Annotated in this window: 13 protein-coding genes; 3 read left to right on the top strand and 10 right to left on the bottom strand. The window is 66.4% G+C overall.

Annotated features, from left to right (window positions below):
* Positions 1-18 precede the first annotated feature (18 nt).
* Positions 19-1,071: a universal stress protein gene (locus ACX5I4_RS01025; RefSeq protein WP_461835015.1), complete on the bottom strand. Its 1,053-nt coding sequence runs from the start codon at positions 1,069-1,071 to the stop codon at positions 19-21.
* Between the two features lie 400 nt (positions 1,072-1,471).
* Here ACX5I4_RS01025 and ACX5I4_RS01020 point away from each other — a divergent pair, with 400 nt between their 5' ends.
* Positions 1,472-2,095, top strand: coding sequence for an NAD(P)-binding protein (locus tag ACX5I4_RS01020; RefSeq protein WP_461838618.1), 624 nt, complete (start codon positions 1,472-1,474; stop codon positions 2,093-2,095).
* A gap of 26 nt (positions 2,096-2,121) precedes the next feature.
* Here the strand turns inward: ACX5I4_RS01020 and ACX5I4_RS01015 are convergent, their stop codons facing one another.
* A complete protein-coding gene (locus tag ACX5I4_RS01015) occupies positions 2,122-2,784 on the bottom strand; it encodes a copper resistance CopC family protein (protein ID WP_461835014.1) in 663 nt (220 codons plus the stop codon).
* 114 nt (positions 2,785-2,898) lie between these two features.
* Here ACX5I4_RS01015 and ACX5I4_RS01010 point away from each other — a divergent pair, with 114 nt between their 5' ends.
* Both ACX5I4_RS01010 and hutG read left to right on the top strand, forming a co-directional pair.
* A complete protein-coding gene (locus ACX5I4_RS01010) occupies positions 2,899-4,341 on the top strand; it encodes an NCS2 family permease (RefSeq protein ID WP_461835013.1) in 1,443 nt (480 codons plus the stop codon).
* A gap of 74 nt (positions 4,342-4,415) precedes the next feature.
* On the top strand, positions 4,416-5,366 hold the full coding sequence (gene hutG / locus ACX5I4_RS01005; RefSeq protein ID WP_461835012.1) for a formimidoylglutamase: 951 nt from the start codon (positions 4,416-4,418) through the stop codon (positions 5,364-5,366).
* A 129-nt stretch (positions 5,367-5,495) separates the two neighbouring features.
* Here the strand turns inward: hutG and ACX5I4_RS01000 are convergent, their stop codons facing one another.
* The 8 genes from ACX5I4_RS01000 to ACX5I4_RS00965 are packed head-to-tail and all read right to left on the bottom strand — an operon-like array spanning position 5,496 to position 19,479.
* A complete protein-coding gene (locus ACX5I4_RS01000; RefSeq protein ID WP_461835011.1) occupies positions 5,496-7,268 on the bottom strand; it encodes a DUF5605 domain-containing protein in 1,773 nt (590 codons plus the stop codon).
* Positions 7,269-7,297: 29 nt separating this feature from the next.
* Positions 7,298-10,216, bottom strand: a complete 2,919-nt coding sequence (locus tag ACX5I4_RS00995; RefSeq protein WP_461835010.1) for a family 78 glycoside hydrolase catalytic domain — start codon at positions 10,214-10,216, stop codon at positions 7,298-7,300.
* Positions 10,217-10,261: 45 nt separating this feature from the next.
* Positions 10,262-11,806: a glycoside hydrolase family 43 protein gene (locus tag ACX5I4_RS00990; protein ID WP_461835009.1), complete on the bottom strand. Its 1,545-nt coding sequence runs from the start codon at positions 11,804-11,806 to the stop codon at positions 10,262-10,264.
* Complete coding sequence (locus ACX5I4_RS00985) at positions 11,803-14,304, bottom strand: beta-glucosidase family protein (RefSeq protein ID WP_461838617.1); 2,502 nt, start codon at positions 14,302-14,304, stop codon at positions 11,803-11,805. The genes ACX5I4_RS00990 and ACX5I4_RS00985 overlap by 4 nt, the downstream gene beginning before the upstream one ends.
* A 41-nt stretch (positions 14,305-14,345) precedes the next feature.
* Positions 14,346-15,776, bottom strand: a complete 1,431-nt coding sequence (locus ACX5I4_RS00980) for a GH1 family beta-glucosidase (protein WP_461835008.1) — start codon at positions 15,774-15,776, stop codon at positions 14,346-14,348.
* 51 nt (positions 15,777-15,827) lie between these two features.
* Positions 15,828-16,688 (bottom strand): ATP-binding cassette domain-containing protein, encoded by an 861-nt coding sequence (locus ACX5I4_RS00975; protein ID WP_461835007.1) that lies wholly within the window; start codon positions 16,686-16,688, stop codon positions 15,828-15,830.
* Positions 16,685-18,541, bottom strand: a complete 1,857-nt coding sequence (locus ACX5I4_RS00970) for a dipeptide/oligopeptide/nickel ABC transporter permease/ATP-binding protein (protein WP_461835006.1) — start codon at positions 18,539-18,541, stop codon at positions 16,685-16,687. The genes ACX5I4_RS00975 and ACX5I4_RS00970 overlap by 4 nt, the downstream gene beginning before the upstream one ends.
* The gene (locus tag ACX5I4_RS00965; RefSeq protein WP_461835005.1) at positions 18,538-19,479 is read right to left on the bottom strand and encodes an ABC transporter permease; all 942 of its coding nucleotides are present in this window, start codon (positions 19,477-19,479) and stop codon (positions 18,538-18,540) included. The genes ACX5I4_RS00970 and ACX5I4_RS00965 overlap by 4 nt, the downstream gene beginning before the upstream one ends.
* Positions 19,480-19,493: the final 14 nt, after the last annotated feature.

The raw sequence follows: 19,493 nt of genomic DNA, 5'->3' as shown, positions 1-19,493 counted from the left end.
TGTTTGGCCGCTTTCCCGTTATGCGGCGCCAAGCATGGGACCGAACTTGACGCGGTCTGCCAGCCTCGGATCCTCGCGGTCAGGAACAACCAACACGGGCCCCTTGGCATGATGCAGGACGCCGTCCGACGTTGAACCGAGGAGCATCCCCGCGAAGCCTCCCCGCCCGCGCGTGCCGAGCACCACGAGTTCCACACCCCGGCTCACTTCCACGAGAACCTCCACGGGCGAACCATCCAGCAACTGGGTTTCCACAGGCAGCTTGGGGAAGTGGCTCTTAAGCCATGCCAATCCTGCGTCCAGCTGAACCCTGATGTCCTTGAAGAGAGCCTCCCGGTCCAAAGGCGCCGGAACCCAGGCCAACGAGCCGCTGTACTCAGGTACGGCACAAATGACTCGCAGCTTCGCGCCCATGCGCTGGGCCTGTTCGGCGGCTTCCAATACGGCAACGCGGGCTTGCTCCGAACCGTCAACACCCACTGCCACCACATTCTCGATCACGTGGGGGCCAGCCTTGGCGCGCTCAGCTTTGATGTGCTTGTCCTCCGTGGTCTCACCCAAGCGGTCCGCGCAGAAAAGCGGGACTGTCACGGTGGGGCACTTGGAGTGCGCCGGAAGGGCACTGCTCACCGATCCCAAGAGCCTGCCCACGAATCCGCCACGTCCCCGGGTGCCGAAGACCAGGAGCTCGGCTGTTTCGGACAGGTCCAGCAGCACGCCGGAAGCATCACCGTTCTCCACCGAGCCATCGACGTCGATGGCGTAGCCGGAAACTTTCTCAAGGGCCTGCTTGACGATCGCCTCGGCGCCGTCCCGGATAACGGAATCATCCACTGTTGCATAACCGCCGTCCAAGCCGGAGGCCGCGAAGATGGGCACGGAGTAGGCCGTGACTACGTGCAGGGGAAGCTGCCTGCGCTCGGCCTCGCGGGCAGCCCAAATGAGGGCGCATTGGCCGTGTTCGCTGCCATCAACGCCCACCACGATCCCGCCGGGGGCAATCGATGGTTCCTCTCCGTTGCCTTCGGTCTCTGCGTGATGGCTTTCAGAGTGTTTGCCGTGCTGGTCCATGGGGCCCGCCTCCTCGCACTACTGGCTGATGTTGCGGCTATTCTGCCAGAGGCCGCGCCCACAACGCGTTTCTCGCTTTTCTGCCGTGAGTTGCGGTCTCCAATGCTCACTATTCTCGTTTGCAAGGGCCGAATCAAGCGGGAAGAAGCGTATGTGGAAACCCGCCCGAGCGCCTTGGATTCGGCCGCATCGTAGCGTGAAAAATGCATTGGCGGACATGCCGATGCCGGGGCTATCCAGCACGCGATTTCTTCTGTAATGTTCGAGGCACTGGTGACCGGGGATGGTGTTTTTCAGCACATCAACGGCCATTATTCGCGACCGCTTGGGGACTCGGACGCCACCGACGGCGTTGCCTACGGCAACGCACCTTTCAAGGAGGAGCCAAGCTGTGTCAACCATGCCTGCTGCGAGTACGGAACGCACCACCGCTGTGGTCATCGGTGCCGGCATGTCCGGCCTGGCCGTGGCCAGCGAACTCAGCCGCTACGGAGTAGATGCAATCGTGGTCGACGGGCTGCAAGCCCCCGGAGCGTCGCAGCAGCTCAACACCGGCATCCTGCAGCGCTGCGACGCAGCCGACGCCACGGGCCTCCAGGAGCGCAACGAAATCCTGAGGCACCTGCGCAACTACGCAGCCAGCCACAGCCTCGATGTGCGCAGCACCACGCGAGCTGTCCGCTTGGATCGCTTGGACGAAATCGGCGTACCCACGCACCAATGGGCAGTCCACACCGCCCACGGAGTGCTTCTGGCCGACCACATAGTTGTTACTCGTTGCGGACAGAGCCAGTTGCGGCGGATGCTTGCCGAGCTCGGCATCGCCATCGGCCAGAACCTCGTCGCAGCCATGCGTGCGATTGGAATGTACTTGGTAGGCGTCGGCGAATTGGCCACGCCCACACCTAAGGAAGTCCTGCGCCAAGCCAAAGTGGTGGGCCAGGCGATCTCGGCCAAAGTGCACCCGGACAGCGTCCACGCGGCCCTTACCGGCACCTTTGCGGCGGTTCCCGCCCTGGCTTAGCTAGCCCGGTTCGAAGGAGCGGGTCCTTACGATCCCTCGGGCTCGTCGTCGGCAGAGTGGTCGGAATCCCTGGAATCCCCAGAATCGCCGGAGTCCCCGCTTGCCAGTCGACGTCGTGCAGTCACGCCGAGGAACACCAGGAGCGCCGCGGCTACCACCGCGAAGACCACAATGCTCCAAGGGAACGGCTGGGAAGCATCCGGCGCCTTGTCCGGCGTCGTGGTCGAACCCGGAGCGACTGTGCCGGCTGTGGGGACCGGCGCGGAGGGCTGGGTGCTCGAGGAGGCGCCGCCCGACGTCGTACTTCCCGCCTTCGCGGTGAAGGTGAAGGTGCCTTCGATGGGGTGCGAATCCGAGCTGACAACGCGCCAGATGACGGTGAATGCCCCCGCAGGGGCGCCGGGCCGCAGCTTCTGCGACACCACTGCGTCCACAATCTCCACGGAACCATCTGCCCAGTTCTGGCCGGAAGCGTCGTTGACCCGGATCTGCGAACCGAGCAGGAGCGGCCGGTTGTTGAACGTGACCGACACGGAGTCCGGGACGCTCGCAACCGTTGAGCCGTTGGCCGGTGAGGTTGACTCGGCGACGTCGTGCGCGAAGGCCGGTGCCGCCGAGATCAGGGCGGCAGAGAAAAGGACCGCGGTAAAAGCGACGACGACGGCCAGCAACTGGCGGATGGGGCGCATGAGCGAGTGACTCCCTTGGTGTTGGATTCCTTACAGACTAGGCGAATTCGTGGGAGGGCCGAAGCCGCGGGCATAGGATTTGAGAGCACACTTCCCCGATTCCCGGAGACCTTCATGCTCAAACAGGGTTCAGCCATCGATCGCTACTTCAAGATTTCGGAACGCGGATCCAACTACTCGCGTGAAATCCGGGGCGGCTTCGCCACTTTCTTTGCCATGAGCTACATCGTGGTCCTCAATCCCCTGATCCTCTCCGGGGCCGACTCGAGCGGCGCGTCCCTCGGCTTCCCCGCGGTCGCCGCCACCACAGCCTTCGTGGCCGGCATCCTGACCATCCTGATGGGGGCATGGGCCAAGCACCCCTTCGCCGTGGCCACGGGACTGGGCGTCAACGCGTTCGTGGCCGTCACCATTGCCTCGCACCCCGGCCTGACATGGCCGGACATGATGGGCCTCGTGATGCTCTCTGGCCTGACCATGCTGATCCTGGTGCTGACGGGCTTCCGCACCGCGGTCTTCAAGGCCGTCCCTGAAGCACTGAAGACAGCGATCGTGGTGGGCATCGGGCTTTTCATCGCCCTGATCGGCTTGGTCAACGCCGGCTTCGTGCGCCGTATCCCGGACGCCGCAGGCACCACGGTCCCCTTGGGCCTGGGCTTCGACGGGAAGCTGCTTGGCTGGCCCACCTTGGTGTTCGTCGTGGGCCTGGTCCTGACCATCGCCTTGGTGGTCCGCAAGGTGCGTGGCGCAATCCTGATCGGCATCATCGTCTCCACGGCCCTCGCGGCCATCCTGGAATTCACCCTGCACATCGGTCCGAGTTTCGACGGGAAGACCTACAACCCCCGGGGCTGGTCCCTCGTCGCGCCCAAGTTCACCGAATGGGCTGCCCCGGACCTGTCGCTCATCGGTAAGGCGAACCCCCTCGGCGCATTCCAGCATCTTGGCTTCATCGCCGCCACGTTGCTAGCGTTCGTGATCCTGCTCAGCATCTTCTTCGACGCCATGGGCACCATGGTGGGCCTTGCAAGGGAAGCAGGAAACATCGACAAGCACGGAAACATCCCCAATGTGGACCGTGTCCTGCAAGTGGACGCCCTTGGCGCGATCATCGGCGGCGGTTCGTCCGTATCCTCCAACCAGATCTTCGTGGAGTCCGGTGCCGGCATCGGTGAGGGTGCACGGACCGGCTTGGCCTCGATCGTGACTGGCCTCCTGTTCCTGGTGGCCATGTTCTTCACTCCGCTCATCAACCTTGTCCCGTTCGAGGCTGTGGCACCCGCCCTGGTGGTGGTGGGCTTCATGATGGTGTCCCAGGTCGGCAAGATCCACTGGCAGGACTGGGGCGTCGGCATTCCCGCGTTCCTGACCATGTCCCTCATGCCGTTCACCTACTCGATCGCCAACGGCCTGGGCGCCGGGTTCATCTCCTTCGCCCTGATCCGCACTTTCCAGGGCCGGGCCCGCGAAGTGCACCCGCTCATGTGGGCCGTGGCCGCGGCATTCCTTTTGTTCTTCGGGATCGGTCCCGTCGAGGAAATTTTGGGCGTCAAGTAGCCCTTTCCGGAATACCGGACACCCGCGGCGTGCAAACAGGGTTTTTCGACGCCGTCATGGGTTGAGCTTGAATCATGGAGATTTCACCCGCCGTCGCTGACATCCGCCCGACGCCGTGGGCGGGCCGTTTCGACGGCGACGGCGACGAGCATCGCCGCTGGTGGCAAGCGGTGACGCCCCACACCCCCGGCTCGACGGGAGCCGGCACCCGGCCCGCCGTCGTCGTGGGCTTCCGCAGTGACGAGGGCGTGCGGCGCAACAAAGGCCGTGTTGGCGCGGCGGCCGCCCCGGAGGCGATCCGGCATGCTTTGGGTCCGCTGGCTTTCCACCTGGACCGGGACGTGTTCGACGCCGGAGACGTCGTGGTGGAGGACGGCTCGCTGGAGGCGGGCCAGGAGCGCGCGGGCCGCGTGATTTCGGAATTGCTCGACGCCGGCAAGCTCACGGTGCTGCTTGGCGGCGGGCACGAAACTGCTTTCGCCAGCTACCTGGGCGTGGCTGGCTCGGAGGCCGTGAGGAGCGGCAAGCGCCTCGGCGTCCTGAATCTGGACGCGCATTTCGACCTGCGGGACGATAAGGTGCCAAGCTCGGGCACGCCGTTCCTTCAGATGGCTCGGGCCGAAGCCGCCGCGGGCCGCGAACTGAACTACGCCGTCGTCGGAATCTCCGAGCCCAACAACACGCGCACCCTCTTCGACACGGCGGATCGGCTCGGCGTGAAGTACCTGCTGGATGAGGACTGCTCCGCGGAGTCTGTGCAGGACTTCGTGGCGCGGTTCCTGGACACCGTGGACGCGTTGTACCTGACGATCGACCTGGACGTGCTGCCGGCGTCGGTGGCTCCCGGGGTGAGCGCCCCGGCGGCCTATGGCGTGCCGCTGCCCATCATCAGCGCCGTGTGCAAGCAGCTTGCCGCGAGCGGCAAGCTGTTGCACCTGGACGTCGCCGAGCTCAACCCCGGGTTCGATATCGACTCGCGGACCGCCAAGGTGGCCGCGCGCTTGGTGAACGCGCTGCTGGGGTAGGCGTTCCCCGTAGCGCCCGGGCCACCCAACTAACTAGCACTTAATGTCGTTATGAGCCCTCAAAACGACATTAAGTGCTAGTTAGTTGGGCTGAGGAGCGGCAGTCGGGCCGCCGCGCGTGAGGCCGGCTTAGGCGGCGGCGCGGAGCCTGACGGCGATGAACTGGCGGCCGGGGAGCTCCAAGCGGAAGCGTCCTTCTGCCGCGTCCGGCAGGGTTTCAATGGTCATGTTCCAAGTGTCGATGATGTCCACCTCGTAGCGGCGACCGGCCGGCATCACGAAGTTCCGGTACGTGGGCTGGTTGAAACCGAAGTAGCTGATTTCGTACTCGTGCCGGATGCCGGCGGTGGGGACGTCCCAGGCGCTGGGCAGCGGCTCGAGGAATCCGCCCGGGGTTTCCTTGAGGATTCGGCGCAGGAAGGCGATCCGCTCCGGGCTGGACCCGTGCAGTTCCCCACCCTTCGCCCACCACAGCACGTCCGCCGGGTGCATGTAGGTTTCGCCGTGGCCCACGTAGCCGCCCCGGACGGCCCCTTCCCAGAACCGCCGGGTCATTTCCTCGCCCGTGATGTTGCCCCAGCCCTGGTCGATGTTGCCCTCGTAGGCGCACTCGTCGATGACCACCGGTTTCTGCCAGCGCTCCCGCCATTCCCCGGTGAATTCGGCCGTCTTGTGGACGTCCTGGCGCTGGATGCTGCTGTGCGTAATCCATGGCCGGGAGTAGTCGTAGAACGCATGGCAATTGTGGATGGACAGCAGGTGCCCGTTGGGATCGTTGCCCTGGACGATGCCCGCGAAGCGTTCCCAGTCCTCGGTGGTCTTGCGGAACAGGAGATCGTACTCGTTGGCCAGGGACCACCAGATGTTCCGGTGCGAAGCCAGCCGGGCCACGACGTATTTCAGGTAGCGGTCATCCTGGCCCGGGCTCATCGTGGAGAAGCCCCAGCGGTCGTACGCGTGGAACAGGATCAGGTCTGCTTCGATACCGAGCTCCTCCAGCTGCCCGATCCTGTGTTCCAGGTGACGGTAGAACTCCGGGTTGGGCCGGTCATAGTCGAACCCGGCAGCGAGGGATCCTTCGAAGGGGTAGAACTCCGGTTCGTTCTCGTTGAACAGGTAGGACTTCGGGAAAATGCACATGCGCATCTTGTTGAACGGCCCGGCGGCGAGGGTGTCCAGGGTCTGCTTCTCCAGCGCGTCGCCCTGGTGCGTCCACGCATAGGACGTCGTCCCGATGGGCAGGTACGGGGTTCCGTTTTCGTAAGCGAAGTGGAAGGTTTCGGCCACCCGGACCACGCCCTTCGCCCCGGCAACCGCCTCGCCGGCCGTGAACGCGCCGGCGACGGCATCCAGCGAGCGTGCGTTGCTGGTGGTGGTGAACGTCCACTCCCCCGCCTCCGGCACCAACAACCGCACGCGGTACGCGCCGTCGCCGTCGTAGAAACCGGGCACACCGAGCGTCTCACCGGACGGAGAAGTGAACACGGCACGGAGTTCGACGTCGGTGAACGGGTTGCCGTGCGAGGGACCGGCCAGGGTGAGCTCGAAGCGCTCAAGGGCGGCCGCCGCCGTCGGGTATTCGGCAACCGCACTGCCGCGTACCACCGAGCCCTGCTCATAGTCCCGGGACGGGGCGGGAAGATCAGCCGCCGCCTCAGCGGCCCGCTGGGCAACCAGATCCTCCGGTTCCAACTCGCCGAGGAGGCGCAGGATTTCCGCGGATTCCCCGGGCTTCCCCTGCAGGGCGTCTTCGGTTCCCAGGATGGTGCCCACCTCGTGGAAATAGAGCGTATGCAGCGCCGGGCTGTTAACAAGCGTGGGGACGCGTTCGCTCAGTATGCGGTTGCCTTCGGCGTGCCGCATCACGAAGTACAGGGGGCTTTCAGCGGTGAAAGTGGTCATCTTTGCCTTCTCGGTTCAGGGTTCTCAGTTCAGAGTTCTCGGGGGTAAAGGGACTGGACGGCAGCGCGTGTGTCGCTCAGTGCCGACAATGCGGAGCCGATGTCTTCCTTGATGGGCGCAGGCGTGAAGATCAGCCCCTGGTTCAGGGAGGTCTGGCGGTACCACACGGTGTCCTTGCGGAATTGGGCGGCCGCCGTGGGATCGTGCGCGTCGATGGCCTGCCAGACCGCCGCGTAAGCCTCGGGATCGTCCATGATGGCGGACAGCGGCGAGTCCAGGGACACGGCACCGTGCGCCGCGGCAGGAGCGGCGTCTGGCACGTCCCAGGCGTACCGGCCGGATCCCACCTCGAACTCCTCGGATCCGTCCGGCAAAGAAACGACGGCGGTGGTCCCCGGCGGCACCACTGCTTCCACGAGGATCCGCTCGCCGGAACGCTTCCAGGCCACGCTGGCCAGGCCGTACGGCGTCTCGTGTGAGGTGCCGGCATGCTGCAGGCTGCGGAGCGGACGCGGGGCGATGTGCTGTTTCCGGTAGCCAGGCGCAGCAGGAGCCAGTCCGGCAACGGTCCGGTGCATCCAATCGGCAATGGCACCGAGCGCGTAGTGGTTGAAGGAGGTCATTTCGCCGGGGTTGACCGTGCCGTCCTCCAGGATGGAGTCCCAGCGTTCCCAGATGGTGGTGGCTCCCTGGGTGACCGGGTAAAGCCAGGAGGGGCATTCGGTCTGGGTGAGCAAACGCTCGGCAGCGTCCATGTGCCCGGTGACCGTCAGGGCGTCCGCGATGAGGGGCGTGCCGACGAAGCCGGTGGCGATCCTGTAGCCGCCCAGCCGAACGAGTTCCGCGAGCCGGTCACCAAGTGCCTGGCGCTGGACGGGATCCGTGCTGATCCCGAACATGAGTGCCAGCGAGTAAGCCGTCTGCGCATCGGAAACCATGCGGCCGGAGGGTGTGACGTATTCGGCCAGGAACGAGCTGCGCACGTCTTCGGCGAGGGCCGAGTATTTGCCGTGGTCGTCGTCGGCGCCCAGCACGGCCGCGGCCTTGGCCGTGAGCTCGAGGGAACGGAAAAGGTAGGCGCTGGCCACGATGTCGCCGTGGGTACGGGCGGCGCCGGGCTTGTCCGGCGGTGCTGCCGGGTCCAGCCAATCGCCCAGCTGCATTTGGCCCTGCCACAACCCGGAGCTGTCCCGGACGCGGAGCAACGCATCAGCCCAATCGCACATGCTGGAGTACTGTCTGCCCAGTAGTCCGCGGTCGCCGAAGCGTTCATAGAGCACCCACGGAACCACGGTGGCAGCGTCACCCCAGGCGGCCACCGGCGATTCCAGCATGCCGAGCACCGCCGGAACGACAATGGGCACCACGCCATTACGGTGGCTTTGCTCGATGGCGAGATCCTGCAGCCAGGAACTGAGGAAACCCAAGGAGTCGTAGAGGTAGCTGGCCGTGGGGCTGAAGACCTGGATGTCTCCGGTCCACCCAAGCCTCTCGTCGCGCTGCGGGCAGTCCGTGGGCAGCGCCAGGAAGTTGCCGCGCATTCCCCACAAGGCATTCTCATGCAGTCGGTTCAGCATCGGGTCCGAACACTCGAACCATCCGGTGCGGCGCATATCGTTGTGGATTACGACGGCGGTGATCGCCGCCGGGTCCAGGTCGCCTGGCCAGTTGTCTACTTGCGCGTAACGGAACCCGTGGAACGTGAAGCGAGGCTCCCATTCCTCCTCCCCGCCACCGGCGAGCGTGTAGCTGTCCGTCGCGGCAGCCAGGCGAAGAGGACGAAGGGACAGTTCGCCTTCCTCCAGGACCTCAGCGTGGCGGAGGGTGATCCGATGTCCCGCGTCGCCGCTTACCCGGACCCGGAGGCGTCCCACCAGGTTCTGGCCGAAGTCCAGGACCGTGGCGCCGGAAGGCGTGGTCAGGACTTCCCTGACAGGCAGTTCTTCGATCCGACGGACCGGAGGCGCCACGGCGGGAGTTGCTTCCGCCCACCTCTTGGAGTCCGCAGCCCTGGAATCCGCAGTTCCGGAGTCCACGGAAGCGGGAAGCCAGTGCGAATCGTCGAAGCCCGGCCATGACCAGCCGGCCTCGATGCGCCGCGCATCGAAGGCTTCCCCCGCGTAGATGCCGCTGGAAACGAGTGGGCCCGCTGTGGTTCCCCGCCAGTCCGGCCCGCTGGCCACGGTCTGCCGTGTGCCGTCGGCGTATTCGAGATGCAGTTCCACTTTGACGGCCGGTTGCTCGCCGTAGAACGGCTTGGCGAAGCCGTGGAAACCGTACTCTTCGGTGTACCAGCCTCCCGCGAGCCACACACCAATGGCGTTGGCCCCCGCTTGGAGGAGGGCGGTGACGTCGGTGGTTTCGTGGTTGAGACGGTCGGCGTAGGCCGTCCAGCCCGGTTTCAGAACCTGGTCATCCACTTCCGAGCCGTTGATTTCGGCCTGGTAGACACCATGCGCAGTCGCGAACAGGGTGGCTTTGGCCAAGCCCGGGCGCACCGTGAATTCGTGCCGCAATTGGCCGGGCTGTCCGAGCGGAATCTCCACTCCGGCAAGGAAGGGCAGCCCGATGGCCTCGGCCTGCCACGGCCCGTCAAGGTAACCGCCCGCCAAAGTCAGGGGTTCGCTCCAAGCGGTTGTGCCGCCGTCGTTCCCCGAGACCCGCACCTCGACTGCCACCTGCTCCCCGGCGGCGATGGCCGCAAAAGGCCACTCCACCAGCACGGAGTCAGGGCCTTCGTGCACTGTCGACTCGACAGCGCCCGCACGGGTCAAGCGCAGTTCGGCACGGGTCTGCTGCCAATCCGTGCTGTCCGTGGCGGTGACCCAGCTGAGCCGCGGCCGCGGATTGGCCACGAAGGCGGTATCAGTCCGGTACTCAGCGCTGAACCGGCTGACAGAAGTCTGGCGGAGACCTGCTGGCTGCGGTGCCAGGGAGGTTGATGTCACGGATGGGCCTTTCGGAAAACGGTGGGTGGGTGGGTGCTGGAGTTCCTACTGTGGTTCGCGGCCTTCGGTACGGAACCAGTCGAACGTGACCGTGCCGCGGCTCGCGAAGACGCCGGCAACGCGTCCTGTGAAGGAGGCTGCGGTTTCCGCCGAGAGGTAGCGGCCGTCCAGTTCGGCCAAGGTGAGCAGTTCGCCGTCGACAACCGCTTGGAGGGCGATGGTGTCCGAGCTCAGGTGACCGAATCCCGCACCCGAATCCGGCTGGCGGGTTTCGATGCGAAGTTCCAGCGGCCCGGCTGGAACCTGCCGCGTCCAGCTCTGTTCGATCGAAGAGATCCGGGCCCGTGCCGAGAGGGTGGTCCCGTTCAGTTCGATGGAGTAGTGGTGGGCCTCGTCATAACGGACGGCGAGGCCGCCGGCGTTCCCCTTCCCCGCGCTCTCCTCCGCGGCAAGGGGATCCAGTTCCTCGGACGATCCCGTGTCCACCAGGGCAGAGATGGTCTCCACCTGGTACCGCTGGCGGCGGCCCAGGAAGGAAGGCCGGGAATCGTCCAGGCCGGTGCCGTCGCTGACCACGGTGAGGCGCCCGGGGTTCTTCTCGGTGGAGGCGAACGTGCCGGGGAACCGCCGCACGGCGATCCAGCCGCCGTCGAGCTCGGCGTCCGCAAAGTTGTCCTCGAACTCGCCGCCCCCGGGCCGGGGGTTGAGGATGACCGGTTCGACCACCGGCCAGCCGTCCTCCCACGTGACCGGAGTGATGAAGGTTTCCCGGCCCAAGGCGGAGAAGGCCCGGGTCATGCCCTTGGGCCGCATGCCCAACAGCACCATGGCCCAGCCGCCGTCGGGCGTCTGCACGAGGTCGCCGTGGCCGGTGTTCTGGATGGGGCGGTCTGTGCTGCGGGCGCTCAAGATGGGGTTCGCCGGGTTGCCCTCGAAAGGACCGGCCGGCGACGTTCCGCGGGCAATGCTGACGCTGTGTCCGCGCTCAGTGCCACCCTCGGCGATCATGAGGTACCAGTAGTCGCCGTGCCGGTACAGATGAGGTGCTTCGGGGAACATCAGCCCGGTACCGGACCACACGCTGCGGGGCTCCTCCAGCGCCTTGCCCGCTTCCAAATCCACGCGGACCTGGAGGATACCGCCGTGCTCGCCGATGTTCCCGGTGACCGTGTCGAGTCCCGAGTACGTCATGTAGGCGGTGCCGTCCTCGTCCCAGGCAAGGTCCTGGTCGATGCCGATGGCGCCCTCAATGACGAGTCCGTCACTCCACGGGCCGGAGGGGTTCTCGGCCGTGAACACCAGGGTCCCCCGCGCCATGGCATCGGTGACGGCGACGTAGAAGAGGCCGTCGTGGAAACGGATGGTCGGCGCCCACGCGCCGCCAAGGGTGGGCACGTCCCGTGAATCGAGCTGCCCTTCCCGGTCCACCACGTGTCCGATCCGGTCCCAGTTGACCAGGTCGGTGCTGTGGTAGATCGGGATGCCGGGGAGGTATTCGAAGGTGGAGGTCGCCAGGTAGTAGTCCTCGCCGACCTTAACGATGCTGGGATCGGGGTTGAAGCCCGGAATCAGTGGGTTAGGGAAGTTCATGCAGCACCGTCCTGGTTTGAGTCGGCCTGGGTTGCGTCGGTCAGGGTGAGAACGGTTTCGAGCGGCAGATCGCTGACTGAGGTGCCGATGCGGAGGCGGTAGCCACCGGGTTCGTAGGTCCAGCCGTTGTCCCAGTAGGCCAGCAGCCGGGTGGGCACGTCGATTACCGCCGTGAGCGTTTCGCCGGGTTCGGCCCAGACAGGGGCGGAGGCGACGAGCCAGCGCACGGGACGGTCCACGGCGGAGCCGGGCCGCTCGGCGTAGACCTGCACCACTTGCTTGCCGGCGCGGTTGCCAGTGTTGCTCAGGGTCACCGTGAGGGGCACGACGGCGCCGGGAACCTCGGTGCCGGGCGCTTCGGCGGCGTCGAGGGTCCAGTTGGTGTAGCCGAGTCCGTGCCCGAATTCGTAGGCCGGTTCCGTCCCTTCCTTGAGCCAGGCCCGGTAGCCGATGTGGATGCCTTCGGCGTATTCCAGTTTTCCGTCGGCGTCAGGGGTGGTGTTGAGGACCGGCACGTCCTCCTGGGTCGCGGGCCAGGTGGTCGGCAGCCGGCCGCCGGGTTCGGCGGCGCCAACCAGGATGTCGGCGAGGGCGGTGCCGAATTCCTGCCCGCCGAAATACCCGATGAGGGTCGCGGCCACCTCGTCCCGCCAGGGCAGCAGCACGGGGGACCCGGAGTTCACTACCACCACGGTGCGCGGATTGGCCGCGGCGACGGCGTGGACCAGGCGGTCCTGCAGGCCGGGGAGCTCCAGGGTGGTGCGGTCGTAGCCTTCGGATTCGACGCGCGAGTTCGTGCCGACCACGACGACGGCGACCTCGGCCGCCCGGGCCGCTTCGACGGCGTCGTTGATGAGTGCCTCGGGGTCCTTGTTGTCCGCTTCGAGCCCGATGGTCACAGCCAGGGCGTTGCCCAGGGCGCCGCTGCGCCCGGCGAGGTCCAGTTCCACCGTCACTTCCAGCGGAACACCCGCGGTCGCTGCGAGCGAAACGGAGGCAGAGGGCGGGGCCAGGAACGCAGCGCCCAGGTCCGTGCCCGTGGCCTCGATGGATGCCTCATGCGCAAGGACCCCGTCCACGAAGATCCGCCCGTGCCCCACGGTGGAGAAGCCCAAGCGGATGGTGCCGGTCTCCTCGGGCGTGTAGTGGGTGTGGAACTGGACCATGGAGGACTCCGCGATGGGGGCGTCCCCGCCGAACCAGACCAGCGCGGTGGAGCGGCGGTCCTCCGCGAAGAGTTCCTTTCCGGTGGACGCAAAGAAGCGTACCCGCAGCCCAGGGCCGCCGGTCACCGGGTTGGTGAGCTGCTCGAGGGGCAGTTCGGCGATGCCTTCCTGCACCACCGCGCCCACGTTGTAGCTGACGTTCTCCGGGCCGAACGCTTCACGGATCCCGTCCAGCGGGGTGACGATCCTTTCCGGGACCACGGTCGCGGACCCGCCGCCCTGGGTCCTGGCATGGCGGGCATTGTGCCCGATCACCGCAATCCGGCCGACAGAAGCAGGAGCCAGCGGCAGCACGCCGTCGTTCTTCACCATCACCGTCCCGGCCACGGACGCTTCCCGGGCAAACGCGACCGGATCCTCCCGGTCCGCCGGCTGCGCTGCCACGGGTTCGAAACCTTCCAAGGCGCCCACCCGGGCGGCGAGCTGCAGGATCCGCAACACCTTCCGGTCAACCGCGGCCTCCGAAACAGTTCCGCACTTCACCGCCAGCACGAGCGCCGAACCCCAGGGCCCGTCCGGACCCGGCATCACCAGGTCCTGGGAGTGCTTCGCGCTTTCCACGCTGCGCACGGCGGTCCAGTCGCTGATCACCACGCCATCGAAACCCCACTCAGTGTTCAGCGGCGACTCGAGCAGCACGTTCTCCGTGGCCGTGGTGCCGTTGACCGAGTTGTACGCGCTCATCACAAGCCACGCCTTCGACTCCACGATGGCTTTCTCGAACGCCAGCAGGTACAGCTCGCGCAAGGGCCGGTCCGCCACCCGGACGTCCACCGTGAACCGGTCCGTCTCCGAATCATTGGCCACGTAATGCTTGGGGGTCGCACCGACGCCGTTGCGCTGCACCCCGGCCACATACGCCGCCGCGAGCTCAGCGGTCAGGACCGGGTCCTCGCTGAACGCCTCGAAATGCCGGCCGCCCAGCGGTGAACGGTGCAGGTTGATCGTCGGGCCCAGCACGACGTCGACACCCTTCCGGCGGGCCTCGACCGCCGATGCAGCACCCAAACGGTCCGCCATCGCGGGATCCCAGGATGAACTGATCGCCGTCGCGGACGGGAAGTTCATCGACGGCTGCCGCTCATCCCACACCTCACCACGCACCCCCGTAGGCCCGTCCGAGAACAACATCCGCCGCAGCCCGATCTTCTCCACCGGCCACGTGGTCCAGAAATCCCGGCCCGTCAGCAACCGCACCTTCTCCTCCAGGCTCAGCTGCGCCAGGAGGGACTCGAGGCGCTGGTCGGTGGTCTGGTCGGTGAGGAGTTCCATGGTGGCTTTCTTGTCTGTCTTGAGGGATGAAGTATTGATGCTCATGCGGTGGCACCCGTGGTGACTGCGGCCCCGGCGGCTTCGCGTTGGGCAGCAATGATGTCCCGGTACCAGTACGCGCTCCATTTGGGGATGCGGGCCTGGGTCCCGTAGTCCACGTAGACCAGCCCGAAGCGCTTGTCGTACCCTTCGGCCCATTCGAAGTTGTCCATGAAGGACCACGCGAAGTAGCCGCGGACGTCCACGCCGTCGGCGATGGCCTCGCCCACCGCGGAAATGTAGCCGCGCAGGTAGTCGATCCGCTCGGGATCCCGGACCTCGCCGTTCGGATCCACGTAGTCGTGGAACGTGACGCCGTTTTCCGTGACGTACAGCGGAAGGGAGGTGTACTCGGCGGCGACCCGCTTGAGTACCGCCTTGAGTGCCGCGGGCGTATTGGACCAACCGAACGACGACGGCGCAGGCTGCACATGCGTCCAGCTTGCCCCTCCCGGGGCTGCTTCGTCCGCGGAAACCAGCATGTTGGTGTAGTGGTTGATGCCGGCAAAGTCGCCGGGTGCCGAGATGATGGCCAGGTCGCCGGGCTGGACGAGGTCGTCGGCCGAGGCCCCTTGGCCCGTGGCGGTCAGGCCGTACTGGCCGTAGACCGCAAGGGTGGACTCGGCGTAGCGGCCCCGGTAGACAGGGTCCAGGAAGATCCGGTTGCTGACGGCGTCCCAGTATTCCGTGGCCTTGCGGTCGGCTTCGGAATCGCTGGCCGGGTTGAGGTTGCCGATGATATTGGTGATGCCCACCTTGGCCCCAGGGCGGCGGGCACGGAATTCGGCCAGCGCCAGGCCATGGGCCAGGAGCAAGTGATGGGCTGCACGCACGGCAAGGCGGTCATCCTTAAAGCCCGGGGCCTGCATTCCCCAGGAGTGGCCAAGGAAGGCCGCGCACATCGGCTCGTTGATGGTGATCCAATGCTCGGCGAGGTCACCGAGGGCCTCGGCCACGAGTCCGGAGTACTCCCCGAAACGGTAGGCCGTGTGCCGGGCCGGCCAGCCGCCGTCGTCCTGCAGGGCTTGCGGCAGGTCCCAGTGGTAGAGCGTCACGTACGGGGTGATGCCGCGGGCGGCGCACCCCGCCAGCAGGTCACGGTAGAAGCGCACGCCTTCGGGGTTGAGGGGACCGACGCCGGTGGGCTGCAGCCGGGACAAGGACAGCCGGTAGGACGGGATGCCCAGTTCCGCCATGAGGTCGAGATCCGCTTCCCAGCGGTGGAAGTGGTCGCAGGCGATATCCCCGTTGTCACCGTGGATGGTGGTGCCCGGCTGGTGGGAGAAGGTGTCCCAAATGCTCTGGCCGCGTCCGCCCTCGTTGACGGCACCTTCGATCTGGTACGCCGCGGTGGCCACGCCCCAGGCGAAGTCGGCGGGAAAGGCGGCGGCCGGGGAGAGTTCCGGGCTCGCGGACAGTGGCGGCTGCGTCATGGGCTCGCCTTTCTGTGTCTGTGTTGCTCTGAAAGTAGGACTTGCGGCGGGTCAGGCCACGCCGGCTTGGACGTTCTGCTGGTGCTGGATGTCCAGCAAGCGGAGGCGGTCTGCGCGGCGTTGGGCTTGCCGGTCCGGATCCGGGACCGGGGCGGCCATGAAGAGTCGCTGGGTGTAGGGATGCTCCGGTTCTCCAGTGACTTGCTCGCCGTCGCCCCATTCCACGATTTCGCCGTGATACATCACGGCCACGCGGTGGCTGAGGTGGCGGACCACCGCGAGGTCGTGGGAGACAAAGAGGTAGGCGACGCCGGTGCGTTCCTGGATCTCGATGAAAAGGTCCAGCACCGTGGCTTGTGTGGAGAGGTCCAGGGCCGAGACGGGTTCGTCGCACACGATCAGCTTCGGGTCCAGGGCCAAGGCCCGGGCGATGGCGATGCGTTGGCGCTGCCCGCCGGAGAACTCGCGCGGCAGCCGGTGGGCGGCGCCGTGCGGCAACCGGACCTGGTCCAGGAGCTCGGCAACCCGCTTGTTGGCGGCCTGGCGTTCCACTTTCCGGACCGTGAGCGGCTCGGTGAGGATCTGCTCGATGGTCATGGACGGGTTGAGTGAGGTGTACGGGTCTTGGAACACCACCTGGATCTCGTGGCTGAGCTCCTTGCGCTGGGCGCGCGTGGCTTGGGAGATTTCCTGGCCGCGGTACTTGATGCTTCCCCCGGTGACCGGAGCGAGCCCCAGCACGGCGCGGCCCAGCGTGGTCTTGCCGGAGCCCGACTCGCCCACCAGGCCGACGGTCTCGCCAGGCCGGATGTCGAGGGAGACGCCCTTGAGGGCCTTGAACGGCTCCTTCCGGAAGCCCTTGAGGGGATATTCGACGACGACGTCCCGGACGTCGAGCAGTGTTTCGGTCACGGCTTCACTCCTGTCAGGCTGGTGAGGGATCCGCCGGTGCTCAGCGGTGCACTGCTCGTGAGGGGGCCACCGGCACTCAAGGGCCCGCGCGGCGCCGCGTCCTCGAGGATCGCTTCCAGCAGCTGCTTGGTATACGGGTGGCGGGCGTCCTTGAAGATGGTCCGGACGGGCCCGGTTTCCACGACGCGGCCCGTCTGCATCACGGACACGCGGTCGCACAGATCGGCGACGACACCGAAGTTGTGGGTTACCAGGATGACGCCCATTTTCAGCTCGTCCTGGAGTTCGCGCAGCAGGTCGAGCACTTCGGCCTGCACGGTGACGTCCAATGCGGTAGTGGGCTCGTCCGCGATAAGCAGGTCCGGCTCGCAGGAAACCGCGCCGGCGATCAGCACCCGTTGGGCCATGCCTCCGGAGATTTCATGCGGGTAGGCATTGAAGGTCCGTTCGGGGTGGGGAATCCCCACTTTGGCAAGCAATGCCAGTGCGCGCTTCCGGGCTTCCGCCTTGGAGATGCCGAGGCATACCCGCATGGGTTCCATGAGCTGGCTGCCGATGGTGAACGCGGCGTCCAGGTTGCTCATGGGTTCCTGCGGGATATAGGCGATGCGCTGGCCGCGGACCTTCGTCATCTCCTTCTCGGAGAGGCGGGCCAGGTCCGTGCCGTCGAAGATGATGGAGCCGCCGGTGACTCGTCCGCCCTGCGGCAGGAGCCGGAGGATAGAGAAAGCGGTCTGGGTCTTGCCCGAGCCGGACTCGCCCACCAGACCATGAACTTCACCGCGGCGGACCGTGAGGCCCACATGGTTCACCACATGGGTGGTGGAACCGTCGGGCTGGTCGTAGCCGACGCCCAGGTCGGTCACCTCAAGGAGGACCTCACCGGGATTTCCGGACGGCGTTTCGGGATGCACCACGGCAGGCTCGCCGCGCTTGGCGGCGGCTTCTGCGGAATCGACGACGGCGGCCCCCTTGCGGCGACGCTTGACCGGCCCGCGGCTGCGCTCGAGTTCGTCGCGCATCGCGTTGGCCAGCAGGGTCAGTGCGATGCAGACGACGCCGAGGACGAGGCTTGGCCACAGTACAAGGGTGGGTGCCTTGTAGAGGTTGATAAAGCCGTCGTTGAGCATGCTCCCCCACGTGGGGATGTTCAGATCGCCCAGGCCAAGGAATTCCAGGCCGGCCTGGATGGCGATGGCGATGCCAAGGACCATGGCGGACTGGATGATGACGGGCGCGCGCACCACGGTGAGGATGTGGCGGCCGATGATCCGGAAGTCACTGAGCCCGGAAACCCGTGCAGCGTCGACGTACAGTTCGTTGCGCACCGCCGTCACACAGGCGTAGACCAGCCGGAAGTAGGCCGGGGAAAGCAGGACGCCGAAGATCATCATGGACAACCACATCGATGGTCCCAGGACGGCCCGTGCGGCCAGCAGGATGACAATGCCGGGCATTGCCATGAGCAGGCCTGTGAGCCAGGAGGACGCCGAATCGAACCAGCCGCCGTAGTATCCGGCGACCAGGCCGCCCGTGACGCCGATCGCGACGGCAACCACGAGCGCCAACAGCGCCCCGGCCAGGCTGAACTGCCCCGCGAAGAGCAGCCGGCTGAAGACGTCGCGCCCGGCACTGTCCGCACCCAGCACGTGGTCAGGGCCGGACTTTGCCAGGACCGCCTGCAGGTTGGCCAAGCCAGGGTCGTACGTTGCGAGCACAGGTGCCAGCACCGCGGCCAACGCCACGATCGCGAGGACCAGCATGGATGCGGCGCCGGTGGGGTTCGTGAGGAGCTTGCGGAACAAGGAGACTTTGGCTGCCTGGGTGGGCAGCGCGATGGAAGTGTCGATCATGACAGCCGAACTTTCGGGTTGAGCCAGCCTTGGGCGAGGTCGATGATGAGGTTGACGATCACCACAATGGCGGCGGTGGCGACGACGACGCCCATCACCACCGGGATGTCCCCCTGGCTGGTGGCGGCAACGGCGATCTGCCCGAGGCCGGGCAGGGCGAAGATCTGTTCAACGATCACGGCACCGCCGAGCAGGCCGATGAACTGGACCGCGAGGACTGCCAAGGCGGGACCGCCGGCGTTGCGCAGCACGTGCCTGTACACCACCCGGTTGAAGGAGAGCCCGCGGGCCCGGAGCGTGCGGACGTAATCCTGGCGGAGGGCATCGATCAGGGAGCCCCGGACCTGCTGGACCACAGAGGCGATGCAGCCGATCGAAAGGGCGATGATCGGCAAGGTGACCGTGGCCGCCCAACCGCCGAACGACGTCGTGATCGGTACGTAACCGGTGGCCTTGAACCACTTGAGGTTCAAAGCGAACAGGGACACGAGTCCCAAGGCGATGAGGAAGCCGGGAATCGCGAAGCCCAGAACGCCCACGAACTGGACCACACGGTCCACCCAGCCCCGGCGCACTGCGGCCAAAACGGCGATGACCACGGAGATCACCGCGGCGATGATGGTGGCGCCCAACACCAGGGAGAGGGTCACGGACACGCGGCTGGAGACGCCGGTGGCGACCAGCTGGCCGTTGAACCACGAGCGTCCAAGGTCGCCAGTGAGCGCGTGGGTGAGCCAATCCCAGTACTGGACCACGAGCGGGCGGTCCAGGCCCAGCTGGGAGGCCTTCAGTGTCGCCTGGGCCTGGCTGGCTGTGGGGCCCACGATGCGGCGGGCGATATCGCCGCCGCCCGCGTACAGCAGCAAGTAGGCGACCGTTGTAATGACGAACAGCAGGAGGACGCCCGAAAGCAGGCGGCGCAGCACGAAACGGTACATCAAAGTTCCTTAAG

The organism is Arthrobacter sp. MMS24-S77 (assembly GCF_054888235.1).
The sequence above is the reverse complement of the archived record's forward strand: the minus strand, read 5'-3'. Positions and strand labels throughout refer to the sequence as shown.

What these genes read in the sequence shown, in the direction of transcription:
- ACX5I4_RS01025 (WP_461835015.1), bottom strand. Translation starts at nt 1,071, where the DNA reads ATGGACCAGCACGGCAAACACTCTGAAAGCCATCACGCAGAGACCGAA.
- ACX5I4_RS01020 (WP_461838618.1), top strand. Translation starts at nt 1,472, where the DNA reads ATGCCTGCTGCGAGTACGGAACGCACCACCGCTGTGGTCATCGGTGCC.
- ACX5I4_RS01015 (WP_461835014.1), bottom strand. Translation starts at nt 2,784, where the DNA reads ATGCGCCCCATCCGCCAGTTGCTGGCCGTCGTCGTCGCTTTTACCGCG.
- ACX5I4_RS01010 (WP_461835013.1), top strand. Translation starts at nt 2,899, where the DNA reads ATGCTCAAACAGGGTTCAGCCATCGATCGCTACTTCAAGATTTCGGAA.
- hutG (WP_461835012.1), top strand. Translation starts at nt 4,416, where the DNA reads ATGGAGATTTCACCCGCCGTCGCTGACATCCGCCCGACGCCGTGGGCG.
- ACX5I4_RS01000 (WP_461835011.1), bottom strand. Translation starts at nt 7,268, where the DNA reads ATGACCACTTTCACCGCTGAAAGCCCCCTGTACTTCGTGATGCGGCAC.
- ACX5I4_RS00990 (WP_461835009.1), bottom strand. Translation starts at nt 11,806, where the DNA reads ATGAACTTCCCTAACCCACTGATTCCGGGCTTCAACCCCGATCCCAGC.
- ACX5I4_RS00985 (WP_461838617.1), bottom strand. Translation starts at nt 14,304, where the DNA reads ATGGAACTCCTCACCGACCAGACCACCGACCAGCGCCTCGAGTCCCTC.
- ACX5I4_RS00980 (WP_461835008.1), bottom strand. Translation starts at nt 15,776, where the DNA reads ATGACGCAGCCGCCACTGTCCGCGAGCCCGGAACTCTCCCCGGCCGCC.
- ACX5I4_RS00970 (WP_461835006.1), bottom strand. Translation starts at nt 18,541, where the DNA reads ATGATCGACACTTCCATCGCGCTGCCCACCCAGGCAGCCAAAGTCTCC.
- ACX5I4_RS00965 (WP_461835005.1), bottom strand. Translation starts at nt 19,479, where the DNA reads ATGTACCGTTTCGTGCTGCGCCGCCTGCTTTCGGGCGTCCTCCTGCTG.